Below are 16,515 nucleotides of genomic sequence, written 5' to 3'. Positions count from 1 at the left end.
ATTATCTCGACATACGACGCTTTTTCACGATTTGGGCGTCGTTGACGTAGGGCCACGGCTCGCCTGTAATTCGGGCCGTGGCCCTTTCTCTTGCTCGAAAACCCGCGCTGCAGCTGCGCTGGATCAGCCCTTTGGCGCTGGTTCTGCTGTGGCAACTGGCCAGCTCAACGGGTGTGCTGTCGCCCGAGAAACTGGCCTCTCCGCTCACCGTCGCGCAGTCCGCCGGTGAGCTGATCGCCAATGGCCAATTGGTCGACGCATTCCTTGTTTCGCTGGGCCGCGTTTTCTTCGGATTTCTCATCGGTGGCACGATCGGTGTCGCATTGGGGCTGGTGTCCGGTCTTTCCCGGTGGGGCGAGACGTTGCTGGATCCGCCCGTCCAGATGTTGCGGACGCTCCCGCACCTCGGCCTGATCCCGTTGTTCATCCTGTGGTTCGGCATCGGCGAGGAACCCAAACTCGCGCTGGTCGCCGCCGGTGTGGCGTTCCCGCTGTACCTCAACCTGCACGCCGGCATCCGGCAGACCGATCCGGGCCTGGTCGAGGCCGCTCGCGCGCTGGGCTACAGCGGGTTCGAACGCGTCGCGCACGTCGTGCTGCCGTCCGCCGTGCCGCAGACCCTGGTGGGACTGCGGATCGCGCTCGGCACCGCCTGGCTGTCCCTGATCGTCGGCGAGCAGATCAACGCCGACTCCGGCCTCGGCTACCTGATCAACAACGCCCGTGAGTTCCTCCGCACCGACGTCGTGGTCGTCGGCCTCGTGGTCTACGCGCTGCTGGGTCTCACCACCGACGCGTTGGTGCGCCTGCTGGAAAGGAGAGTGCTGCGATGGCGAGCCCGGTGATCGTTCGCGGCCTGCGCAAGGCCTTCGGTGCCAGGACCGTGCTGGACGACGTCGATCTGGAGATCGCGCCCGGCGAGTTCGTGGCCCTGCTCGGCCGCAGCGGCTGCGGGAAGTCGACGCTGCTGCGCATCCTCGCGGGCCTGGACCGGGAGATCACCGGTGAGGCGCAGGTCTCCGGCGCGGTGTCGATCGCGTTCCAGCAGCCGCGTCTGCTGCCGTGGCGCAAGGTCTGGCGGAACATCTCGCTCGGCCTGCACAAGCCGGACGGGCGAGCCGTTGCCCTGAAGGCGTTGGAGGAAGTGCGCCTGAAGGGGCACGCCGACGCGTGGCCGCTGACGTTGTCCGGCGGTGAGGCGCAACGGGTCTCGCTCGCACGGGCGTTGGTGCGCGAACCCGACGTGCTGCTGCTGGACGAACCGTTCGGCGCGCTCGACGCGTTGACCCGGCTGGCCATGCACCACCTGGTGGAAGACCTGTGGACCAGGCACAAGCCCGCCGTGCTGCTCGTGACGCACGACGTCGACGAGGCGTTGCTGCTGGCCGACCGGATCCTCGTGCTCGACGAGGGCCGGATCGTCGCCACGCACCACGTAGACCTGCCCCGCCCGCGTCGCCGGGCTTCCGTTGTGGAGCAACGCACCCGCGTGCTCGCCGATCTGGGAGTGGATGTTGAAACAGCTGCCTAGCCGGAAGTGGCTCAGCCTGCTCGCTGCGATCCTGTTCACGACCGGGTGTTCGGCAGCCGCCCAGGACACCCCGTCCGGCGAGGTCGTGCTCAAGGTCGGTGACCAGAAGGGCGGGGCGAAGGCGCTGCTCACGGCCGCCGGTCTGCTGAACGACTTCCCGTACAAGCTGGAGTGGTCGACCTTCACCTCCGGCCCGCCGCTGCTCGAAGCCGCGTCGGCCGGCGCGATCGACATCGGTGGCGTCGGCAACACACCGCCGATCTTCGCCGCCGCGGCGAACGCCAAGATCGCCGCGATCGGTGCATCGAAGGGGCAGGTCGACTCCGACGCGATCCTGGTGCCGGAGAACTCGCCACTGCGCGGCGTCACGGATCTGAAGGGCAAGAACATCGCGGTGGCCAAGGGCAGTTCGGCACACGGCCAGGTGCTGCTGACGCTGCGCGCGAATGGTCTCAGCACCAAGGACGTCACGTTGAACTTCCTGCAACCCTCGGACGCGTACAGCGCGTTCACCCAGGGCCGGGTCGACGCCTGGGCGGTCTGGGATCCGTACACCGCGCAGGCGCAGCAGGAGGCCAAGGCGCGCGTGCTGACCGACGGCAAGGGCCAGGCGAACGGGTACGGGTTCCAGGTCGCGGGCCGGAAGGCGTTGGACGACAAGGGGAAGAACCCGGCGCTCAAGGAGTACCTGGTCCGTTACTACAAGGCGCAGAAGTGGGCCGACACGCACCGCGAGGAGTGGGCGAAGGCGTGGGCCGCTGAGACAGGTCTCACGTACGACGTCGCGCTCGCCTCGGTGAACCGCAGCGGCGACCTGCCGGTGCGCATCGACGACACGTTGATCGCCTCCGAACAGCACCTCGCGGACGCGTTCACCGAGGAAAAGACGTTGCCGGGCAAGGTCGACTTCGCGAAGTTCGTCGACACGAGGTTCCAGGGAGATCTGGCATGAGCATCACGCTGCACTGGTTCCTGCCGACGTCCGGTGACGGGCGAACGGTCGTGGGGCACTTCCACACCAGCCGTGCGAACACCGCGGGATCGCGCCGCGAGGCGGACATCGACTACCTCGCGCAGATCGCGCGTACGGCCGAGCAGGTCGGATTCACCGGCGTGCTCACACCGACCGGCACGTGGTGCGAGGACGCCTGGCTGACCACGGCCGCGTTGATCAGCCAGACCACGACGCTCAAGTTCCTGGTGGCGTTCCGGCCGGGTGTGCTGTCGCCGACGCTCGCGGCGCAGATGGCCTCGACGTACCAGCGGATCTCGCGTGGACGGTTGCTCCTGAACGTCGTCACCGGTGGCGATGCCGTTGAGCAGCAACGCTTCGGCGACTGGCTGGACAAGGACCAGCGGTACGCGCGCACCGATGAGTTCCTTCAGATCGTGCGTGGTGTCTGGAGTGGTCAGCCGTATTCGTTCCAGGGCAGGCACTACCAGGTCGAGGGCGCTACCGTCCTGGCCGCGCCGGACCCGGTGCCGCCGATCTACTTCGGTGGTTCGTCCGACGCCGCTCTGCCGGTCGCGGCGGCGCGGGCGGACGTGTACCTGACCTGGGGTGAACCACCTGCCGACGTGGCCGCGAAGATCGCGCGAGTGCGGGCGCTGACCGACCGGCCGATCCGGTTCGGCATCCGGTTGCACACGATCAGCCGCGACACGTCCGCGGAGGCGTGGGCGGTGGCCGAGAAGCTCCTCGACGCGCTGGACCCGGCCACGGTGGCGAAGGCACAGGAGGAGCTGCGGACATCGGAATCCGTTGGGCAGCAACGGATGTTGGCGCTGCACGGCGGTGACCTCAGCCGTGGTGTGCGCGGTCTGGAGATCTACCCGAACCTGTGGGCGGGCGTCGGGCTCGTTCGCGGTGGCGCGGGAACGGCGTTGGTGGGCTCGCACTCCGAGGTCGCCGACCTGATCGAGGAGTACCACTCCATCGGCATCAGCGAGTTCGTCCTGTCCGGCTATCCGCACCTGGAAGAGGCCTACTGGTTCGGTGAGGGCGTGCGGCCCCTGTTGGAACAACGCGGGTTGCTCGACAGTGACCGCACGCTCGCACTCGCTAGCGCTTGACCTTGGCCTCGATGGCGGTGTCGGGGTTGTCCGCGAACACGCCGTCGAGTCCCTGCTTGAAGAACAGGTCGTACTCCTCGAAGGCCCGGCCGTACGCGGCCGGGTCGGCCGAGGAGCGGAAGTCCGCCGGCAGGAACGAGTTCTCGTTGCGGAACGTCCAGGAGTGCACGATCAGGCCGACCTTGTGCGCGTCCTCGACGACGGTGGTCGGCTGCTTGAGGAAGCCGCCGGCGTCGCGCGGGATGATCAGGTCCTTCGTGATGCCGACGCCGTCCGCGTAGCCGCGAACCTCGCGCAGACCGGCCGGGGTGACCAGGTCGGCGTAGGTGCGCTTGTCACCGGAGACGACGAAGTCGTACGGCGCACCGGAACCGTTGATCAGCTGGACCAGCGGCACGCGCAGGGACTTGTTCAGCTGCTTGAGGTTCGCGACCTCGAACGACTGCACGTAGACCTTGGCGTTGCGGCGGTTGAGGCCGTTCTTGTTCAGCGCGTCGACGAGCTTCGGCTCCAGCGCGAGACCGATCGACTGGAAGTACGTCGGGTGCTTGGTCTCCGGGTAGATGCCGATCTCGCGGTGCAGCTCGCGGGACAGGCGCTTGGTCAGGTCGATGACCTCCTGGAACGTCGGCACCTCGAAGCGGCCGTCGTAGAGGGTGTTGCGCGGGCGGATCGCGGGGATGCGTTCCTTGGCGCGCAACGTCTTCAGCTCGGCGAGGGTGAAGTCCTCGGTGAACCAGCCGGTGATCGGGGTGCCATCGATGACCTTGGTCTTCTGCCGGTCGGAGAACTCCGGCTTGGTCGAGACGTCGGTGGTGCCGCCGATCTCGTTCTCGTGCCGGGCGACCAGCTTGCCGTCCTTCGTGGACACCAGGTCCGGCTCGACGAAGTCGGCGCCCATGCGCGCCGCGAGCTCGTACGACGCGAGCGTGTGCTCGGGCCGGTACGCCGAAGCGCCGCGGTGCCCGATGACGATCGGGCCCTTGTCGTCGTGTGCGGAGGCAGAGGGCAGGGACGCCACCACCGCACCCGCGAAGACGACCACGACGGCGGCAAGACCGCGGGCCCAGATCCTTCTGGGGTACATCGTTCGACCTCCCGTTTTGTGTTGAGAGCGCACCCAAGCATCGCAACACGAAAAGCAGGTGAACGGTTACTCACGAGACAGTGCGGCTTCCTCCAGGTCCAGCTCGCGCAGCACCCGGAACAGGACCTCGTCGTCGATCTCGCCGGAGTCCCGCGCCTTGATGAACTCGTCCCGCTCCGCCTTGAGCATGACCCTGCGCAGCCGCCGGTACGCCGCCGCCGGGCTCTCCTCCTCCTGACGCCCGAGCCGTTCCCACGCGGCGTTGCCCCGGTGCTCGGCGAGCGAGCGCAACTGGTCCCGCACGTGGTCGGGGACGTCCTCGATCTCCTCGTCGAGCCTGGTCACGGCCGCCTGCGCGGCCCGGTGCTGCACCTGTGCCTCGGCCAGCGCGTCCTGGCGCGCGTCGTCACCCTCGAAGCCGATCTTGTTGATCAACCACGGCAGCGTGGTGCCCTGCAGCAGCAAGGTCGCGACCGTGACGACGAAGGCGCAGAACAGGATGATGTCGCGTCCCGGCACGTTTTCCGGGATCGCGGCGGCTGCGGCCAGCGTCACCACACCCCGCATGCCGGCCCATGAGATCACCGTCACCTGACCCAGGTGCGGCGGCCGGTCCTCGCGTTGCTTGATCTTCGGGAACAGGATCCTGGGCAGGTAGGTGACCGGGTACATCCACACGAACCGCGCCAGGATCGTGGCCAGCAGCACCGCGGCGGCGCCCAGCAGCAGACCGGCGCCGAGCTCGACGTTCCTGATGATCGTGGACACCTGCAGCCCGATGAGCGCGAAGACGAACGACTCCAGCAACACGTCCGCCGAGCGCCACACGGCCGCGTCCTGCAACCGGGTCGTGTAGGTGCCGCGCGGCGAGTGGTGGCCGACGTAGAGGCCCGCGACGACGACCGCGAGGACACCGGAGAACTGGATGTCGAAAGCGTGCAGGCCCTCTTCGGCGAGCAGGTAGGCACCGAACGGCACGAGCAGCCCGAGCGCGCTCTCCAGCACGCCCTCGCAGAGCCGTTTGCGCAGGAACCTGACCACCACACCGACGACCAGGCCGACCGCGATACCACCGGCCGTGATGTACAGGAACATCCAGACACTCGCGACCGGGTGCATGGCCGTGCCACCCGCAGCCGCCACCGCGACCTTGAACGCGGTGAGCGCCGTGGCGTCGTTGATCAGACTCTCGCCCACCAGCAAGGTCATCGCCCGCCGCTGCAGCCCCAGCTTGCGCCCGATCGCCACCGCGGCGACGGCGTCCGGCGGCGCCACCACCGCGCCCAGGACCAGGGCGGCGGCGAGCGGCAGGTCGGGAAAGACCAGATGCGCCGTGACACCGACCACCAGCGTCGTGAACAGCACCAGCCCGACCGCGAGCAACCCGATCGGCCGCATGTTCGCGCGGATGTTGAGGTACGAGCTGTCCAGTGCGGCGCTGTAGAGCAGCGGCGGCAGCACCAGCACCAGGATCAGGTGCGGATCGAGCGCGAACTCCGGCACGCCGGGGATGAACGAGACCACGAGCCCGACCGCGACCAGCACCAGCGGCGCCGACCAGTTCAGGCGGCGCGCGATGGAGGTGACCACCAGCGCCCCGAGCAACAGCAGCAGAAGTTCAGGCCCGATCATGCGCTCATTCTGCGTAAAGATGGAACCCATGACCTGTTCGCACGTGGGAGCGCTACCCGCAGTGGTGGCGCCGGAGTCGGCCGAGGGCTGTGTCGACTGTCTCGCTCTGGGTGAGCGCAACTGGGCTCACCTGCGGATGTGCCTGTCCTGCGGGCACGTCGCGTGCTGCGACTCGAGCCCCCACAAGCACGCGACCGCGCACTTCGGCTCGTCCCAGCATCCGGTCATGCGCTCGTTCGAGCCGGGCGAGGACTGGCGCTGGTGCTATGTGGACAGTGCCATCGTCTGAGTCTTTGCACTTCCTTTGGATTGATCCTCTGCTGCTGTGATCGCGCCCACAGTACGGTGCGATCGTGGCCAACCCGGACCTCGCCCGCATCGTCGCGGAGCACGACGAGGAGATGCCGTCGCGCTCGCTCTCACCCCGGTGGGAGCGAGCTCTGTGGATCGCCGGTCTGCTGATCGCGCTTCTTGTGCTGAAGCAGGTGTTCTTCCCGTTCGCCAAGGGAAGCCAGTACTACCTGATCATCTTCCTGGCGGTGACCCTGCCGCTGGTGTTCCTGTCGTACGGCCGCGGCCACACGCCTCCCTGGTGGGACTGGGTGCTGGCCGGTGTCGCGTTCGTCGTCGGGGCGTATCCGCTGTTCGGAGGCTACGACGAGTTCCTGAACCGGCAGGGGCAGCTCACCACCCTGGACGTGGTCGCGGGCTCGCTGCTGCTCCTGCTGATCCTGGAGGCGTGCCGGCGCACGACCGGCTGGGTGCTTCCGGTGGTGTGCCTGGCGTTCATCGCCTACGCGTACTACGGCGGGTTCCTGCCGCCGGCGTGGTCGATCGCGCACTCCGGCGTCGACTTCCCGCAGATCATCAACGGGTTCTTCAACGACTCCAGCGGGTTCTACGGCACGCCGCTGGACGTGGCGGCGACCTACATCGTGCTGTTCACGATCTACGGCGCGGTGCTGAACGCGTCCGGCGCCGGGAAGTTCTTCGTCGACGTCAGCTTCGCCGCGTTCCGGAAGTCGCGGACGGCTCCCGGGCGCACGGCGGCGACCGCGGGGTTCCTGCTGGGCACGGTGTCCGGGTCCGGCACGGCGACGACCGTGTCGCTGGGCGCGGTGACGTGGCCGATGCTGAAGAAGGCCGGTTATCCCAAGGAGAACGCCGGTGGGCTGCTCGCGGCGTCCGGCATCGGGGCGATCCTGTCGCCGCCCACGCTGGGTGCGGCGGCGTTCATCATCGCGGAGTACCTGAAGGTCCCGTACCTGTCGGTGCTGATCTGGGCGATCATCCCGACGCTGCTCTACTACCTGGGCATCGCGCTCGCGGTCGAGGCCGACGCGCGGCGGTTCGGTGCCCAGCCGGTCGACGTGGACGCGCCGCGGTTCTGGGACGTGCTCAAGCTCGGCTGGTACCACTTCCTGTCGCTCGGGATCATCATCGTGTTCCTGGCGCTGGACATCCCCGTCTACCGCGCGGTCGTCTACGCGACGGGGGTGGCGGCTCTCTTCGCGTTGATCAACCACCGGCGTGAGTGGTTCCGGTTGATCGCCGACGCGCTGTCGACCGGTGTGCGCTCGGCGTTCCCGGTGATCGCGGTGTGCGCGGCGGCGGGTGTGGTCACGTCGACGATCACCAAGACGGGGCTGGGGCAAGCGCTTGCGGGGTCGCTGGTGGACCTGGCTTCGGCACTGACCTCGAATCCGACGGTCGTGCTGATGCTGACGGCGGTGCTGGCGGCCGTGGCGGTGTCGGTGCTCGGGCTGGCCGTGCCGGTGACGGCGTCGTTCATCATCTCGTGGGTCGTCATCGGGCCCGCGTTGATCACTCTGGGCGTCGAGCCGGCCGAGACCGCGATGTTCATCTTCTACTACGCGGTGTTGTCCGAGGTGACGCCGCCGACGGCGCTGGCAGCGGTGGCCGCGGCCGCGCTGACCGGCGGTGATGTCATGAAGACGATGTGGCAGACGTGGAAGTACACGCTGCCGGCGTTCCTGGTGCCGCTCGCGTTCGTGCTGACCGACAACGGCGCCGGGTTGTTGTTGCGCGGGCCGTTGCTCGACTCGTTGTGGACGTTCGGCGCGTCCGCTCTGGGGGTAGCCGCTCTTGCCGTCCTGACCGGCGGCTGGCTGTTCGGCCCCGCGCGCTGGCCGGAACGTCTGTTGTGCGTGCCGGCGGCGTTGTTCCTGCTCTACCTGCAGCCGTTGACGATCGCCATCGGGGCAGGGTTCCTCGTGGTGGCCGTCGCGGTCCACCTGGTGACCCGTGGGAGGGTTCGTGATGCTGCGTAAGTACGCGATCGGCGCGATCGCTTTGGCGCTCGTGGTTTCCGGGTGTGGCGGCAAACGCACGCCCACCACCCCTGATGCGTCGGGCGGTGGCGCGTCGTGCGAGGCGTCCGACGGCCGGATCACGATCGCGACCGGCAACTCCGGTGGCGTGTACTTCGTGGTCGGCGGCGGGCTCGCGAAGCTGATCTCCGACAACTCGAAGCTGAAGGCGTCGTCGGCCGAGACCGGCGCGTCCGTGCAGAACATCCAGCAGCTCGTGTCCGGTACCTACGACATCGCGTTCTCGCTGGCCGACACGGCCGCGGACGCGGTGAACGGCACCGGCGCGTTCAACGGGCAGAAGCAGAAGATCGCGGCGCTGTCGCGGATCTACTCGAACTACACGCAGGTGCTCGTCCGGGCGGACTCCGGGATCAACTCGATCGCGGACATGAAGGGCAAGCGGATCTCGACCGGGTCGCCGAAGTCCGGCACCGAGGTGATCGCGGGCCGCCTGCTGAAGTCGGCCGGTCTCAACATCGACTCCGACGTCTCCGCCCAGCGGCTGGACCTGACCAAGACCGCGGACGGCATGAAGGACGGCAGCATCGACGGCCTGATCTGGTCGGGCGGCCTGCCGACGCCGCAGATCACCGACCTCACGACGTCGCTGAAGGACAAGGTCAAGTTCGTCGACATCACCCCGCTGCTGCCGGAGATGAAGAAGATCAGCCCGGTCTACGACACCGCCCCGATCCCCGCGGCGACCTACGGGGTCGCCGAGGTGTCCACGATCGTGGTGCCGAACCTGCTGCTCGTGCGCGAGGACTTCGCGGCCAACAACGCGTGCGCGGTGACCAAGCTGATCTTCGACAAGAAGGCCGACCTGGAGAAGGTGCACCCGGCCGTGAAGGACATCGTTCGGGACAAGGCGACGGCCACCGACCCGGTCCCGCTGCACCCTGGAGCGAAGCAGGCGCTCGGCTGAACTACGCTGGGGCATCGTGCGCGTCCTGGTCATCGGGTCTGGAGCCCGTGAGCATGCCCTTGTCCTCGCGTTGTCGCGCGACCCGCAGCTGACGGCTTTGGCGTGCGCGCCGGGCAACGCAGGCATCGCGGGCCACTCCGAGATCTACGGCGTGGACGTCGCAGATGCTTCGGCGGTCGCCGCTCTCGCGAAGGAGTGGAAGGCCGACCTCGTCATCATCGGCCCCGAACAACCGCTGGTGGTCGGGGCCGCTGACGCGGTCAGAGCACTCGGCATCCCGTGTTTCGGGCCGTCGAAGGCCGCGGCCAGGATCGAGGGGTCCAAGGCGTTCGCCAAGGACGTCATGAACGCGGCGGGGGTGCCGACCGCCCACAGCGAGATCGTGGACAACCCGGCCCGCCTGGACGCCGCGCTCGGCCGCTTCGGGCCCACCTGGGTCGTGAAGGACGACGGCCTGGCCGCGGGCAAGGGCGTCGTGGTGACCTCGGACCTGGCGTTGGCCCGTGCGCACGCGATGACGTTGCTCGACGGCGGCCACCCGGTGCTGCTGGAGTCCTTCCTGGACGGTCCCGAGGTGTCGCTGTTCTGCGTCACCGACGGTGTTTCCGTCGTGCCGCTGATCCCGGCGCAGGACTTCAAGCGCGTGGGTGACGGAGACCACGGCCCGAACACCGGCGGCATGGGTGCCTACGCGCCGCTGCCGTGGGCGCCGGAGGGCCTGGTGTCCGAGATCGTGACGCGGTGCGTGCAGCCCGTGGTCGACGAGCTGCGGGCGCGCGAGACGCCGTTCGTCGGCCTGCTGTACGCCGGTCTGGCGCTGACGTCGTCCGGCGTGCAGGTGATCGAGTTCAACTGCCGCTTCGGCGACCCGGAGACCCAGTCGGTGCTGGCGCTGCTGAAGTCGCCGATCTCGTCGCTGTTCCTGGCCGCCTCGACCGGTTCGCTGGCGTCGCTGCCCGCGCTGGAGTGGGAGAACGGCTACGCCGTGACCGTGGTCGTGGCCGCGGAGGGCTACCCCGGCCGCCCGCGCACCGGCGACGTGATCACCGGCTCCGAGACCGAGGGCGTGCTGCACGCCGGCACCCGCCGCCGCGAGGACGGCGCCGTGGTGTCCGCCGGCGGCCGCGTGCTGTCGGTCGTGGGCACCGGCAAGTCGCTGTCCAAGGCCCGTGAGCGCGCCTACAAGCGGATCGCGGACATCCACCTCACCGGCTCGCACCACCGTTCGGACATCGCGTTGAAGGCGGTCGACGGCAACATCACGGTGCCGTGAGCCTGCTCGGGTCGTTGCTGGGCGGAGCCGTCGGAGACGCCCTGGGCGCGCCGATCGAGTTCTCGTCGATCGACGTGATCCGGCGGCTCTACGGTGAGGATGGCGTTGTCGATCTCCCTCTGCTGGAGATCACCGACGACACCCAGATGACGCTGTTCACGCTGGAGGGCCTGCTGCTTGCTCGGCGGGATTCCGTCGATCCTGTTCCCGCCGTGCACGCCGCCTACCTCCGTTGGCTGCACACGCAAGGCGGCCCAGTCGTCGCCGATGACGGCTGGCTGATGGCGGACCAGCGCCTGCACTCACGGCGGGCGCCGGGCCACACGTGCATCACCGCCTTGAAGCACAACGAAAAGAACAACTCCAAGGGCTGCGGCGGCGTCATGCGCGCCGCCCCCGTCGCCGTGTGGTCCCGCGACCCGCGCGAGGTCTTCGGTTTGGCGGCGGAGACGGCACGCCTGACCCACCACCACCCCAGCGGCTACCTGTCCGCGGGCGTGCTGGCAGTGATCGTGCAGGCATTGCTGGGCGGAACCGATCTGCCGGCGGCCGTGGCCATCGCACGCGCCGAACTGGTCCGCTGGGACGGTCACGAGGAACAAACCTCGTTGCTGGACAAGGCCGTCGGCCTCGGTCCGCTCACCCCGGAAGAGATCGAGTCATCCCTGGGCGGCGGCTGGGTGGGCGAAGAAGCCCTGGCCATCGGCCTGCACGCGGCCCTGGTCGGTTCCGACTTCGCGTCCGCGCTGCGCCTGGCCGTCAATCACTCAGGCGACTCGGACTCGACCGGCTCGATCTGCGGCAACATCCTGGGCGCCCGAGACGGTGTTGCCGTGATTCCTGCTTCGTGGCTTTCCGTGCTGGAACTGCGAGACGTGATCGAACGCCTGGCACTCAGCTGGTGACCGGAATCCACAACTCGGCCTTGGCCGTGTCGCCCTCGATCTGCGTGCGCAACATCGACGGCCCCTCAACGCTCTGGTAGCTGTTCGACGGGAACCACTGCGTGTAAACGTCCCGCCACATGTACTGAATCGTCTCGGGATAAGGCCCTTCGGTCTTGAACACGGCCCACGTGTTCTTGGGCACCGTCATCGTCTCCATGTCGTCCGGCGCCTCCCTGCTGGTCACCACCCCCTGGAAGTAGTCGAGACGATCACCTTCCTCGACCCCTTCCTGGTTCGACGTGATCGCGAGCAGCCCACCCGGCTCCCCGTCGCTCAACTCCTTCATCCGGTCCAACGCGGGCATGCCGATGCCCTTGACGAACTCGACGATCGCGGGGTTCATCCCCAGGTGCACCAACGGCACCCGCGTCCCCCGCCCGACAACCCGGAACTCTTCCTTCTCGACGATCCGGTACTCCATGCTCGTACTCCCTTCGACAACCAGCCTGAACGTGAGAATCTGCTGTGACTGCAACGCCTTCTTCTCGGCCCGAGCCTCCTGCGGCCCGACCTTGTGCATGGCCCTGAACGCCCGCGCAAAGGCCTCGTTGGACCCGTAACCCCACCGCGTGGCGATGTCGAGCAACGAATCCTGTCCACTGAGGACTTCGCTGGCGGCCTTCGTCAGCCTGCGCCTGCGGATGTACTCGCTCAGCGGAAGCCCGGCGAGCGCGCTGAACATCCGTCTGAAGTGGTACTCGCTGGTGCCCGCGATCCGGGCGAGCAGCTTGACGTCGACCTCGCCGTCGAGGTCGTCCTCGATGCGGGCCATGGCCTCGTTGAGTCGTTCCAGCACGTCCACAACGTTATGGGGGCTGGAGGGCTCGCACCCGACTTCCTGTGCCCTATCCGATCGCCTTGCGAACCTCGTCAGCCGTCTTCTGCGCTATGGGCGTGAACTTGGCTATGAACTCGTCGACGTTCTCAGGTGCCCACGATCCGTACGGTGTGAGCCTGACCTGCGTGCGTCCGACCAGATAGGAGAACACCAGCGAGTTGCCGATGGGGAACGCGCAGGCGTCACCGTCGCCGACCTTCTCCGTCGCGTTCTTCGCGTCGCCCAGCATCTTGCGCGACGACGAGTTCGGATCGCAGTCAGGCTCGTAGTTCCTGGCCATGTCGGCGTCCCGATGGACACTCAGCTCCATCTTCAGGCCGAGACCGCGCTTGCCCTTGAGCCGCTCGGGTGAGTTGCGTTGGCACGTCTGAGTCGTGAAGTAGAAGGACTGCGTCACGTTCGTACCGTTGGGTGTCGACTCCTGCCGGCTCTCGCTCTCGCCGATCTCGGTCTCCACCACCCCGGAGTCCTTGGACTGCGCCAGCTGTTCGAAGAGTTCGCCGGTGAGGATGTCGCAGGCCGACGGCACGTTCTGATAGCGCCCCGTGTACGCGTATCTGGTCTGCGCGCCGGTCGCCCGCGCGAGGTTGAGCGCGACTCGTTCCAGCAACTGCGCGTGCGCCGCCTTGTAGTCGAGCTCCTTGTTGTCCGCCAGGCGCGAGGCGTTGAGGTACACCGCGGTCTTGCCGTCCGCGCTGTAGATCCGAGTGAAGAAGTCGTCGGGTTTCCTGCTCGCCGACTTCTTGGTGAAGGCCCTGAGCCCGCCGAGCGATATCTCGACGTCGTCACTGATCACGCCTGCCGGCAGCAGGCTGTTGAAAGGTGCCTGGTGCACCGTCAGAGCAAGGAAGTCGATCCGGTCTGGCTTCTGGATGTCATACCTGCAGGACGAGATCCCGTCATTGGCGTCCTTGACCGTCGCCTCAGCCGCCGGCACTGACTTCTGCACGTAGGTCTGGATGTGTCCGCCGCGCGCCACATCGCCGAAGCCGGTCTCCTCCAGCACCGCAGCCGGCATCAGCGTGCAGGCATCGATCACGGTCAGGTCGCCGTACTTGACCGCCTCGGTCGAGGTCCTCTCCTCGAGAACGTCGCCGTCCGGTGGCCCAGCCTCCCGGTCAGTCGCAGGCTTGTCGTTCTTCGTGACCAGCACAGCGGCCGTGACGCCCCCACCCACGAGCGCCAGCACGGCGACGACGACCGCGATGATCATTCCAGCGCGCCTCTTGCCCGGCGCCTGTTGAAATGGTTGCTGTGGGTACTGCTGAAACGGATAGGGCGGCTGAAACGGCTGTTGCGTTGGGTAAGGCTGCTGTGGCCCGTGCACGTGTTCCCCCAGGCGGTCGTCTGTGTCTCTCCCCCAAGTCGGGAAGCTACCGGAATCGCGACACGTCGCCATCGGGAACAAAACGCAGAGTGACGTGGAACCAACGAGGGGTGGTTTTCGTCCAACCTCAGGTACGTCTTACGCAGGCGTTGGTAGCCTGCGAAGCGGGACCGAACCGTTACCAACCGTACGGGGGTAGGACGTCGTGACACAGGAGAACGCGGGGGCGGATGCCGTTCTCGGTGCCGCTGCGGGGCTGGCTGGTGGCGCGATCGGGGCCGCGGTCGGTCTGCTGGGCACCGCGACGGCCTTCCTGGACAGCATGTCGGGGCCGGCGACCCAGAAGTTCGAGGTCAACAAGGACAACATCCTCAAGGCTGGTGCGATCATCCAGGACTGTGCCGGAACGTTGAAGGACAAGCTCGACCTGGTCAGCGATGACCTCAAGATTCCGGCCGGTGAAGGCTCCGACGGCAAGGTGGGAGCAGACATTGCCGGCGCCTGGAACAGCCGGTTGGTGGGTGGCCCGGACACCTATGCCGGGCGTGTCAACGGCTACATCAAGGCGCTGCAGCGTTTGTCCGAACAGTTGAGGGAATCGGCCAAGCAGTACGGATTCACCGATGAAGAAATCACCACGACGTTCGGACCCAAGAAGTGAACAAGAAATTCATCGTTTCGATTTCGGCATTGATTCTGGTGGCGCTCTCTGCATGCACCGGCAGTGGGGAAAAGGGAAACGCCAATCCTGATTCGTCGGCATCTTCGACGCCGCAGTCCGCAGGTCAGTTGCCCAAGAGGCCTGCTGAGCTGAAGGTGGACAACGTCGATGCCTGCAAGCTGCTGACGACGAAGCAGATGGATGAGATCAAGCTTGCGCAGACTTCGCCGAACCAGTCCAAGGTGATCGACGGGAAGCCTCTTCCCGCTTGTATTTACAAGAACAACCTCAGCTATTCCTACATCGTCGTTCCGGCGACCAGTAAAGGTGTCGGATACTGGCTGAACGGCGGTGGAAACGTGTCCGCCGAAGTGGTCGACGTGGCTGGTTATGGCGCTGCGGAGATCAAGCTCATCGGGGTCGATGCCGTTGACTGCGCTGTTTCCGTCGATGTCGCAGACGGGCAGCAACTCTTCGTGAGCTATCACCCGGACAGTGACGCCAAAGAGACTCAGCAGCAGATGTGCGACAAGGCGAAGAAGGCTGCTGGTTTGGCGCTCGAGACTCTCAAGACGTTGAAGTGAGGGGGAGGTCATGTCTGGTTATCGAGAGCTGAACGACTGGAACTTTCCCGGCTGGTCGAACGAGCAGCTGGCAACCGAAGTGCAGCGGCTCAGCAACGGCGAGCTGGCGCGAAAGTTCGCAGTGGCTTCCGAGGCGCTGCGCACACTGGCCGACAGCCTCCACATCGTCGACGACGAGATGCGGGTGCAGCTCAGGGCGCTCGGCATCGACTGGCAAGGTGCGGCGGGCGAGAAGGCCCAGGAAATGACCAAGGTCTCAGCTGAAGGCATCAACGATGCCGGGCAGTCGTCCCAGCAAAGTTCGGACGCGATGACCCGCCAGCAGGAGAGCTCGACCACGGTTCGCTACAACACGCCTCCTGAGCAGGATCTCCGTGGCGACGCGGAGAAGAACCTGCTCGACAAGGGCGCGGGTTTCATCGGCATCGAGACCGATCACGCTGCCGAGGTCGAGGCGACCAATCGTGCTCGTCAGCAGGCGATCGACGCCCTCAACGGCTACAAGTCGAACAGCCAGGGCGCGTTGGACGGATTCCGGGCCCCCAATCAGGCGCCGGACATCGTCGTTGCCAGCGCCGCTGTATCCACGCCCGTCGGCCCCACCGTCGGAACCCCCACGGTCGGCACGCCCGGCATCCACGGCGGCCCCGCCTTCACCGGCTCCCCTGGCAGCCCCGGCTCCCCAGGCGTCCCGGTCGGCCCACCCCGAACATCCCCGGCAACGCGACGGGCGTCATCCCCGGCACCGGCACGCCGACCCCCATCGCGACCGGCCCCGGACTGCCCAAGCCCTTCGGCGTCCCGTCGATCGGCCTCACCGCGGCGACCGCCGCGGCCAGCGGTCTCGCGGGCGCGACCGGTGCGGCGAAGGGGGCGCAGGTCGTCGGTGGCGGGCGCGGGCCCAGTCAGGCGCCGAAGACTCCCATCGCACCGGCCGGGCCGAAGGGTGCTCCCAGCACGATCGGTGCGGGTGGCGGCAAGGGTGGCGCGGGTGCGCCCGGTGGGCCTGGGATGACCGGGGCTGCCGGCAAGGGCACGGTCACGCCTGGTGCTGCCAGCGGTGTCGGGCCCGAGGCCAGCAGGGCCGGAACGGCGGCCGGCAAGGGTGGCGTTGGCGGTAAGGGGTCCGGGTCGCTCATGTCGCCTGCGGCCAGTGCGGCCAAGGGTGAGGGCGAGGAGGACGGCGAGCACGTGCGCAAGTACGGGGTCGACTCCGACGAGATGTTCGGTGATGACCGCATGGTGGTGCAGTCCGTCATCGGCGAAGACCCGAAGGACCAGTAATCCCTTGAGCTCACCAGGTT

17 protein-coding genes are annotated in these 16,515 nt (G+C 67.3%); 13 read left to right on the top strand and 4 right to left on the bottom strand.

Features of this window, described 5'->3' with window-relative positions:
* Window positions 1-77: 77 nt before the first annotated feature.
* The 4 genes from B0F77_RS03620 to B0F77_RS03605 are packed head-to-tail and all read left to right on the top strand — an operon-like array spanning window position 78 to window position 3,604.
* The gene (locus B0F77_RS03620; protein WP_245847808.1) at window positions 78-845 is read left to right on the top strand and encodes an ABC transporter permease subunit; all 768 of its coding nucleotides are present in this window, start codon (window positions 78-80) and stop codon (window positions 843-845) included.
* Window positions 830-1,531 (top strand): ABC transporter ATP-binding protein, encoded by a 702-nt coding sequence (locus tag B0F77_RS03615; RefSeq protein ID WP_086661316.1) that lies wholly within the window; start codon window positions 830-832, stop codon window positions 1,529-1,531. Before B0F77_RS03620 ends, B0F77_RS03615 begins: the two co-directional genes overlap by 16 nt.
* Window positions 1,515-2,483, top strand: coding sequence for an ABC transporter substrate-binding protein (locus B0F77_RS03610; protein ID WP_425435614.1), 969 nt, complete (start codon window positions 1,515-1,517; stop codon window positions 2,481-2,483). Before B0F77_RS03615 ends, B0F77_RS03610 begins: the two co-directional genes overlap by 17 nt.
* Window positions 2,480-3,604 carry an LLM class flavin-dependent oxidoreductase gene (locus B0F77_RS03605; RefSeq protein ID WP_086661314.1) on the top strand — a complete coding sequence of 375 codons (1,125 nt, stop codon included), beginning with the start codon at window positions 2,480-2,482 and terminating at the stop codon, window positions 3,602-3,604. The genes B0F77_RS03610 and B0F77_RS03605 overlap by 4 nt, the downstream gene beginning before the upstream one ends.
* Here B0F77_RS03605 and B0F77_RS03600 read toward each other — a convergent pair.
* A complete protein-coding gene (locus tag B0F77_RS03600) occupies window positions 3,594-4,691 on the bottom strand; it encodes a glycerophosphodiester phosphodiesterase (protein WP_086661313.1) in 1,098 nt (365 codons plus the stop codon). The two genes, B0F77_RS03605 and B0F77_RS03600, sit on opposite strands and share 11 nt — an antisense overlap.
* Window positions 4,692-4,757: 66 nt before the next feature.
* Complete coding sequence (locus tag B0F77_RS03595; protein WP_086661312.1) at window positions 4,758-6,323, bottom strand: Na+/H+ antiporter; 1,566 nt, start codon at window positions 6,321-6,323, stop codon at window positions 4,758-4,760.
* 28 nt (window positions 6,324-6,351) lie between these two features.
* Between B0F77_RS03595 and B0F77_RS03590 the strand changes: the two genes are divergently transcribed.
* From B0F77_RS03590 to B0F77_RS03570, 5 genes are all read left to right on the top strand, one after another.
* Window positions 6,352-6,612: a UBP-type zinc finger domain-containing protein gene (locus tag B0F77_RS03590; RefSeq protein ID WP_086661311.1), complete on the top strand. Its 261-nt coding sequence runs from the start codon at window positions 6,352-6,354 to the stop codon at window positions 6,610-6,612.
* Window positions 6,613-6,724: 112 nt separating this feature from the next.
* The gene (locus B0F77_RS03585) at window positions 6,725-8,614 is read left to right on the top strand and encodes a TRAP transporter permease (RefSeq protein WP_086661451.1); all 1,890 of its coding nucleotides are present in this window, start codon (window positions 6,725-6,727) and stop codon (window positions 8,612-8,614) included.
* Entirely contained in the window at window positions 8,604-9,581 is a 978-nt protein-coding gene (locus tag B0F77_RS03580) for a TAXI family TRAP transporter solute-binding subunit (RefSeq protein ID WP_086661450.1), read from the top strand. The genes B0F77_RS03585 and B0F77_RS03580 overlap by 11 nt, the downstream gene beginning before the upstream one ends.
* 16 nt (window positions 9,582-9,597) lie before the next feature.
* Window positions 9,598-10,854 carry a phosphoribosylamine--glycine ligase gene (purD, locus tag B0F77_RS03575; RefSeq protein WP_086661310.1) on the top strand — a complete coding sequence of 419 codons (1,257 nt, stop codon included), beginning with the start codon at window positions 9,598-9,600 and terminating at the stop codon, window positions 10,852-10,854.
* Window positions 10,851-11,759 (top strand): ADP-ribosylglycohydrolase family protein, encoded by a 909-nt coding sequence (locus B0F77_RS03570; protein WP_086661309.1) that lies wholly within the window; start codon window positions 10,851-10,853, stop codon window positions 11,757-11,759. Before purD ends, B0F77_RS03570 begins: the two co-directional genes overlap by 4 nt.
* Here the strand turns inward: B0F77_RS03570 and B0F77_RS03565 are convergent.
* Both B0F77_RS03565 and B0F77_RS03560 read right to left on the bottom strand, forming a co-directional pair.
* Entirely contained in the window at window positions 11,749-12,597 is an 849-nt protein-coding gene (locus B0F77_RS03565; RefSeq protein ID WP_086661449.1) for an AraC family transcriptional regulator, read from the bottom strand. The two genes, B0F77_RS03570 and B0F77_RS03565, sit on opposite strands and share 11 nt — an antisense overlap.
* A 49-nt stretch (window positions 12,598-12,646) precedes the next feature.
* Window positions 12,647-13,852, bottom strand: a complete 1,206-nt coding sequence (locus B0F77_RS03560; protein ID WP_086661308.1) for a hypothetical protein — start codon at window positions 13,850-13,852, stop codon at window positions 12,647-12,649.
* A 319-nt stretch (window positions 13,853-14,171) separates the two neighbouring features.
* On the opposite strand from B0F77_RS03560, the gene B0F77_RS03555 reads away from it, so the two are divergent.
* From B0F77_RS03555 to B0F77_RS03540, 4 genes are read left to right on the top strand one after another with little or no spacing between them, the layout of a single operon-like run.
* On the top strand, window positions 14,172-14,627 hold the full coding sequence (locus tag B0F77_RS03555; RefSeq protein ID WP_086661307.1) for a hypothetical protein: 456 nt from the start codon (window positions 14,172-14,174) through the stop codon (window positions 14,625-14,627).
* The gene (locus B0F77_RS03550; RefSeq protein WP_086661306.1) at window positions 14,624-15,211 is read left to right on the top strand and encodes a DUF3558 domain-containing protein; all 588 of its coding nucleotides are present in this window, start codon (window positions 14,624-14,626) and stop codon (window positions 15,209-15,211) included. The genes B0F77_RS03555 and B0F77_RS03550 overlap by 4 nt, the downstream gene beginning before the upstream one ends.
* Before the next feature lie 10 nt (window positions 15,212-15,221).
* Complete coding sequence (locus B0F77_RS46920) at window positions 15,222-16,226, top strand: PPE domain-containing protein (protein ID WP_143466545.1); 1,005 nt, start codon at window positions 15,222-15,224, stop codon at window positions 16,224-16,226.
* Window positions 16,223-16,495, top strand: coding sequence for a hypothetical protein (locus B0F77_RS03540; RefSeq protein WP_086661304.1), 273 nt, complete (start codon window positions 16,223-16,225; stop codon window positions 16,493-16,495). Before B0F77_RS46920 ends, B0F77_RS03540 begins: the two co-directional genes overlap by 4 nt.
* The last annotated feature ends 20 nt before the right edge of the window (window positions 16,496-16,515 follow it).

This window comes from Lentzea kentuckyensis (assembly GCF_002150765.1).
Taxonomy (GTDB): domain Bacteria; phylum Actinomycetota; class Actinomycetes; order Mycobacteriales; family Pseudonocardiaceae; genus Lentzea; species Lentzea kentuckyensis.
This window is presented reverse-complemented; position numbering and strand designations above follow the sequence as displayed.